The following is a 6,324-nucleotide window of genomic DNA, read 5'->3' as shown; positions in this document are numbered from 1 at the left end:
TTCTTGGGGGTCTACTAATTTCTTTACTCATTGCAGCCGGGATTTGGTTTTACGTTAAACGACGCAACCCGCTGAAAGCATTTATCCGGGAGAAGCCTAAAGAACCGGCTCACGTAATAGCCCTTAGGGAATTGGAGCACATCAAACATGAAAAACTCTGGCAAAAAGGCGAGGTTAAAACATTCCATTCCAATCTCACGGATGTGTTGCGTGATTACATTGAAGACAGATATGGCATTCCGGCTCCGGAACAAATCACATCTGAAATACTGGAATCACTAAAATCAGTGGATTTGCCTGATGATAAAGTTCTGACAAAAATCAGACAGGTACTCGAACAAGCTGACCTGGTGAAGTTTGCCAAGATGGAACCTCTGCCCGACGAAAACGATTTGGCACTAATTAACGCTTATTTCTTTGTGAATCAAACAAAATACGAACCTCCCAAGCCAACAGAGGAACAAGCAAAACAATATAAAAAGCAACAACAAGAAGTTGAACAATAAACCGGCCTATTCGGTATGAACTATACATTTTTGCATCCACATTTTTTCTATTTGCTTCTGGTACTAATCCCCATGATTGGGTGGTATATCTGGAAGCAAAAGGACTTAAATGCCTCTCTTCAAATCTCTTCCTTGAGGGGATTCAGTCGCATTCGTAAAAGCCGAAAGACCTACTTACGTCATGTCCCTTTTGGTTTACGATGCCTGACAGTGATTTTGTTGACCATCGCACTGGCCCGTCCGCAGTCGACCGACAGTCTGAGAAACGTAACGACAGAAGGGATCGATATTATGGTTTCATTAGATATTTCAGGTAGTATGCTGGCAATGGATTTCAAACCAAACCGTCTGGAGGCAGCAAAAGATGTGGCCACTGAATTTATATCAGGCCGCCCAAATGATAAAATGGGACTGGTGGTGTTTGCAGCCGAAAGTTTCACTCAATGCCCACTGACTGTCGACCACACAGTACTGACCAACCTGATAAGAGACGTCCAGACAGGCATGCTTCAGGATGGAACTGCCATCGGACTAGGGCTTTCAACAGCAGTGAGCCGAATAAAAGATAGTGACGCCAAAAGCAAAGTGATTATACTGCTTACCGACGGAGTCAACAACAGGGGGGAAATACACCCACTCACAGCTGCTGAAATAGCCAAAAGTTTTGGCATCAGGGTCTATACCATAGGAGTAGGAAGTCACGGAACAGCGCCCTTCCCTGTCACCACTGTATTTGGTCAGCAAGTGCAGAACATGGAAGTGAAAATTGATGAAGGGATGCTTCAGGAAATTGCCAACACTACGGGAGGTCAATATTTCCGGGCAACGGATAAAGAAAAACTGAGAGGTATCTATCAGGAAATAGACAAAATGGAGAAAACCAAAATAGAAGTTAAGGAATACAGTAAACGCTCCGAGGAATTTATTCCCTTCGCCCTTCTGGCCCTGGCTTTGTTAATCATGGAGATCCTGCTTAGGAATACGGTGTTAAGGAATCTTCCGTAACAGGAGTTTTGGGTTTTGAGTTCTGAGTTTTGGGTTGAAAGTTGTGGTTGGCCAGTTCCCCCTTCAGGGGGTTAGGGGGTAGGCGCAGGGAGTTCTGAGTTTTAGGTTTTAAATGGAAGATAAGCATAACTCACATAATTTGAGCTTTAGCCTCAACCTTGGATTAATGAATTAGATAAATAAAACAACGATATATGTTTCGATTCGCACATCCTGAATTTTTATATCTGCTGGTTCTGATTCCGGTACTTGCATTCATGCAGTTGTATTTTCAGTTCCAGAGAAAAAAGAAACTGAAGAAATTCGGAAATCCGGATTTACTGAGTCATCTTATGCCGGATGTATCATTCATTCGCCCAGCGGTAAAGTTCTATTTATTGCTGATGGCCCTGGCTGCTATCATTGTAACACTTGCATCACCACAGTTTGGCACTAAGCTGGAGACAGTGAAACGGAAAGGAATTGAGCTCGTCATCGCTTTAGATGTCTCCAACAGCATGAATGCTACAGATGTGGAGCCCAGCAGGCTTGCACGTGCTAAGTTGGCCATTGAACGATTGACAGGACGCCTGCAAAACGACCGTATCGGATTAATTGTATTTGCCGGAGAAGCCTACGTTCAGTTACCCATCACTACAGATTATGCTTCTGCTCGTCTATTCTTGTCGAGCATCAATACAGATATAGTCCCCACACAGGGCACAGCCATCGGGTCGGCCATCCGTCTGGCTACCAATTCATTCAGCCAACAGGAAGACATCAATCGTGCAATTGTTGTCATTACAGATGGAGAAAACCATGAAGATGATGCCCTCAAAGCAGCAAAAACAGCTCAGGAAAACGGCATTAAAGTTTACACTGTTGGTATGGGAAGTCCGGACGGGGCACCTATCCCTGTGAATTCTGGAAATAAATCAAATTTCCTGAAAGACCGCGCAGGCAATGTAGTCATCACAAAAATGAACCCCGACCTGATGAGACAAATTGCTGAAGCCGGAAACGGAGAGTATATTGCAGCCAACAACATCAGACGAGGTATGAATAACCTGATTAATGAACTGGGCGAACTGGAAAAAAGTGAAATAGAAGCTAAAGTTTATTCCGAGTACAATGACCAGTTTCAATACCTGGCAGCACTTGCTTTGCTGATTCTTGTAATTGAATTTATTATTCTCGAAAGAAAAAATAAATTACTTAACAAGATTGACCTTTTTACAGAAGAAGAGGCAAATTAGTGGTAAATTTTTAGTTAGTAGTTTTTTGAAAAAAAAGAGTTTTGCTATGCAAATGAGATATTTCCTTATGCTTTTGATTGTTTTAGCCGCAATGGGTTCTTCCCTTTCTGCGCAAAATGAAAGGCGTTTTATTCGTGGAGGTAACGATTATTTTGAGGATGAAAAATATGTGGAGTCAGAAGTGGAATACCGCAAAGCACTCGAAAAGAAACCGGAAAGTTTTGAGGGCCGTTTCAATCTGGGTGATGCTCTCTTTAAACAAGAAAAAACTGACCAGGCCATTGAGCAGTTTCAGGCATTGACTGGCAGCACTAACGACAAAGTACGGTTGTCGGATATTTACCACAATATTGGAAACGGTTTTTTTGCCAAACAGGAACTGGAGAAAAGTATTGAAGCTTACAAAGAGGCGTTGAGAAATGACCCCCTGGACAATGATACCAGATACAATTTAATTGTTGCACAGAAAATGCTTCAACAACAAGAACAGGAGCAAGAACAAGAGCAGGAGCAGGAACAACAACAAGAGCAGGAACAAGAACAGCAGCAGGAAGAACAAGAACAGCAAGAACAGCAAGAACAGCAGCAGGAACAACAAGAACAGCAAGGACAAGGAATTTCAAAAGAAAATGCTGAACGTATTTTGCAATCACTTGAAGAAGACGAAAAAGAATTACAGGAAAAGTTGAGAAAAGCCAAGCAATCTCAGCAAAGACAGATAGAAAAGAATTGGTAACAGATTCATAACTGAGAGAAAAAGTCAAAATGAAATCATATTTATTATTCATATTATTACTGTTTCCATTAACTCTGACGGCCCAGAACGTGGAATTTAATGCTTCAGCACCTGGTTCTGTGGAGGAAGGCCGACGATTTCAGTTGGTTTACAAGGTTAACAAACCGGGAAATAATCTCAGAGCCCCTGAATTGGAGAATTTTCAAATCCTGATGGGGCCAACCACATCGCAACGTTCGCAGGTTCAAATAATTAATGGAAAGGTAAGCAGAGAAGAGGAATACACTTACACTTACATTCTTAAAGCCAATGCCCAGGGCACTTTTACCATTCCTCCTGCCACCATTGAAGTGGATGGAAAGAAATATGAGTCCAATAGTCTGAAAATAACAGTTGTTGAAGCCGGGAAGGAACCGGGCCAAACTCCTGGTGTTACCGAAAATCAATCGGGTGCCATTGGCGATGATGACCTATTTATTACCATGAGGGCCAATAAAACCAGTGTCTATCAGGACCAGCCGGTTTTATTGACCACAAAAATATTCACTCGTGTCAATTTAGAAGGCATTTCGGACATTCAACACCCCACTTTTCGAAACTTTATTGCTGAAGACCTTACAGGAAGTGAAAATATTGAGTGGTCTCTGGAAAATATAAACGGCAAAACCTACCGCGTGGGCACTTACAATCAAAAGATTGTCTATCCTCAAACCTCCGGTCAAATGAAGATTGATCCCATCTCCATTGAGTTTCTCGTGAGGATAAGACAAACCCGACAATCCAACAATATATTTGATAATTTCTTTGACACACACCGAACCGTAAGGCGTACTGTTATTTCGGATGGTGTTACCATAAATGTAAAACCACTTCCCACCCCAAAGCCAAATAATTTCAGTGGTGTGGTGGGTAAACTCGACATGGACGTTTCCGTTTCAAGTAACCAGGTAAAAGTAAATGATGGAATAACCCTGAAAACAGTCATTTCCGGAACCGGGAATCTTAAAATTGCTGACAGTCCAAGTCTCAATTTTCCACCTGATTTTGATGTCTTTGACCCCAATACGTCAAGTAATTTAAGCATTACCTCAAACGGGAATAAAGGTTCAAAAACTTACGAACAATTAATAATCCCTCGTCATCCGGGTACTTACGAAATTCCCCCGGTTGAATATGTCTATTTTGACCCTTCAATTGAGCAATATCGTACGCTTAGAAGTCAGAAAATCGCCATCCAGGTGGAATCCAACGGAGAAATGGCCGCAACAGGAAGTCAGCAACCCTCCGGCCCTGCAGCTGCCAACAGGGAGGGCATTAAGTTTGTTGGGAAAGATATCCGTTATATCAAAACAGACAAAAATAATCTGCAACCAATAAATACTTTTTTCTTTGGTTCATGGAAATTTGTGTTGGGATATCTGATTCCGCTGGTTCTCTTCATCATCATTTGGTTGGTCTATCGCCAAAAAATTAAAGAGAATGCCAATATATCATTAAAAAAGACCAGGCAGGCCAATAAAGTTGCACGGAAGCGACTGAAAAAAGCCGCTCATCATCTGAAATCAGGAAATAACGAGGCCTTTTATGAAGAACTCTCCAAAGGACTTTGGGGATATATCAGTGATAAGCTGGTAATTCCTCTGTCGGATTTGAGCACGGACAATATCCGCCAGGAACTGGAAAGCAATGGGGCCCAAACAGACAACACAGAAAAGCTTCTGGAAATTCTGGATACCTGCGAATATGCCCGTTATGCACCGGCAGGTGAACCAGCCAAAAAAGAAGGACTTTATCAGGAATCCATTGATGTCATCAGTAAACTGGAAAATAATTTAAAGGGGAAAAAGGCTTAGAGCCATGGGCCCCTTATTACCCCTCAAGGGGGTCTCTTCAATGGTATTACAAGAAAAAACAGAAACAAAGAGAAATGAAACCAACATGACAAGGATTTAACAACTTGTCTCCTTGATCCAGAAAATGTGTTTGAATAAAATTAATAATACGAGAGCGAAGCGGTTCTTCCGAGGAGTGTGAATTCTCAAATTTTTAATTAGTTTTTTATCAGACAATTACAAAATTTTAGACGAATGAAAACAAAGATAATAGCACTTACAACGGTACTTTTTATAAGTTTCAGTCTCCTGGCTCAGGATGATCGGCTGGAACAAGGAAACCAGTTATATACTGACGGACAATACGAAGAAGCGATTGAACTATATGAAGGGATTCAGCAATCGGGGCTGGAAAGTGCTGCGCTCTATTACAATCTGGGCAATGCATATTACAAGAACGGGCAACTGCCGGAAGCGATTCTCAATTTCGAACGGGCATTGTTGCTGGCACCTCAGGACCCGGATATCCGTTACAACCTGGAACTGGCCTACAGTCAGACCGCTGATGAGATAGAACAGGTAGGCACTTTCTTTCTCACCAAATGGTTTCAAAATATCAGGAACCTTAACGATTCCAACGGGTGGGCCCTCTACTCCATTATTGCTTTTATTCTATTCCTCACAGGATTGGGTTTTTATTTTTTTGGCAGCCAGGTTTTTCTAAAAAAAACGGGATTCTCCGCTGCCATCCTTTTTCTTCTGGCATCCGGGGTATTCTATAGCTTCTCATCCTATCAGAAAACAAAACTTGTTGAACGAAACCATGCCATTATCTTCACTCCCACGGTCAACATAAAAAGTTCGCCCGATCAAAGTGGTACGGACCTTTTTGTATTACATCAGGGGACCAAGGTACAGTTGCTTTCCAAACTTGGGGAATGGTGGAACATCAAACTTCAGGATGGAAGTGAAGGATGGATTCATGAATCGGAAGTGGAGGTGATTTAAGG

The 6,324-nt window shown here is 42.0% G+C and carries 5 protein-coding genes and 1 pseudogene; all 6 read left to right on the top strand.

The window, feature by feature from the left end; all coding sequences use genetic code 11:
- A pseudogene (locus QZZ43_RS13505) lies at nt 1-506 on the top strand (hypothetical protein); the annotation flags it as partial.
- A gap of 15 nt (nt 507-521) precedes the next feature.
- Entirely contained in the window at nt 522-1,511 is a 990-nt protein-coding gene (locus QZZ43_RS13500) for a VWA domain-containing protein (protein WP_291860334.1), read from the top strand.
- A gap of 194 nt (nt 1,512-1,705) precedes the next feature.
- Nucleotides 1,706-2,746: a VWA domain-containing protein gene (locus QZZ43_RS13495; RefSeq protein ID WP_291860331.1), complete on the top strand. Its 1,041-nt coding sequence runs from the start codon at nt 1,706-1,708 to the stop codon at nt 2,744-2,746.
- Nucleotides 2,670-3,482 carry a tetratricopeptide repeat protein gene (locus QZZ43_RS13490; RefSeq protein ID WP_291860327.1) on the top strand — a complete coding sequence of 271 codons (813 nt, stop codon included), beginning with the start codon at nt 2,670-2,672 and terminating at the stop codon, nt 3,480-3,482. The genes QZZ43_RS13495 and QZZ43_RS13490 overlap by 77 nt, the downstream gene beginning before the upstream one ends.
- Before the next feature lie 29 nt (nt 3,483-3,511).
- Nucleotides 3,512-5,335: a BatD family protein gene (locus tag QZZ43_RS13485; RefSeq protein WP_291860324.1), complete on the top strand. Its 1,824-nt coding sequence runs from the start codon at nt 3,512-3,514 to the stop codon at nt 5,333-5,335.
- A 234-nt stretch (nt 5,336-5,569) separates the two neighbouring features.
- On the top strand, nt 5,570-6,322 hold the full coding sequence (locus tag QZZ43_RS13480) for a tetratricopeptide repeat protein (RefSeq protein ID WP_291860322.1): 753 nt from the start codon (nt 5,570-5,572) through the stop codon (nt 6,320-6,322).
- Nucleotides 6,323-6,324: the final 2 nt, after the last annotated feature.

It is taken from the genome of Marinilabilia sp., from assembly GCF_016278715.1.
Taxonomy (GTDB): Bacteria; Bacteroidota; Bacteroidia; order Bacteroidales; family Marinilabiliaceae; genus Marinilabilia.
The sequence above is the reverse complement of the archived record's forward strand: the minus strand, read 5'-3'. Positions and strand labels throughout refer to the sequence as shown.

Excerpts from the sequence above, each read along its gene's own strand:
- QZZ43_RS13500 (WP_291860334.1), top strand. The coding sequence starts at position 522 with ATGAACTATACATTTTTGCATCCACATTTTTTCTATTTGCTTCTGGTA.
- QZZ43_RS13495 (WP_291860331.1), top strand. The coding sequence starts at position 1,706 with ATGTTTCGATTCGCACATCCTGAATTTTTATATCTGCTGGTTCTGATT.
- QZZ43_RS13485 (WP_291860324.1), top strand. The coding sequence starts at position 3,512 with ATGAAATCATATTTATTATTCATATTATTACTGTTTCCATTAACTCTG.
- QZZ43_RS13480 (WP_291860322.1), top strand. The coding sequence starts at position 5,570 with ATGAAAACAAAGATAATAGCACTTACAACGGTACTTTTTATAAGTTTC.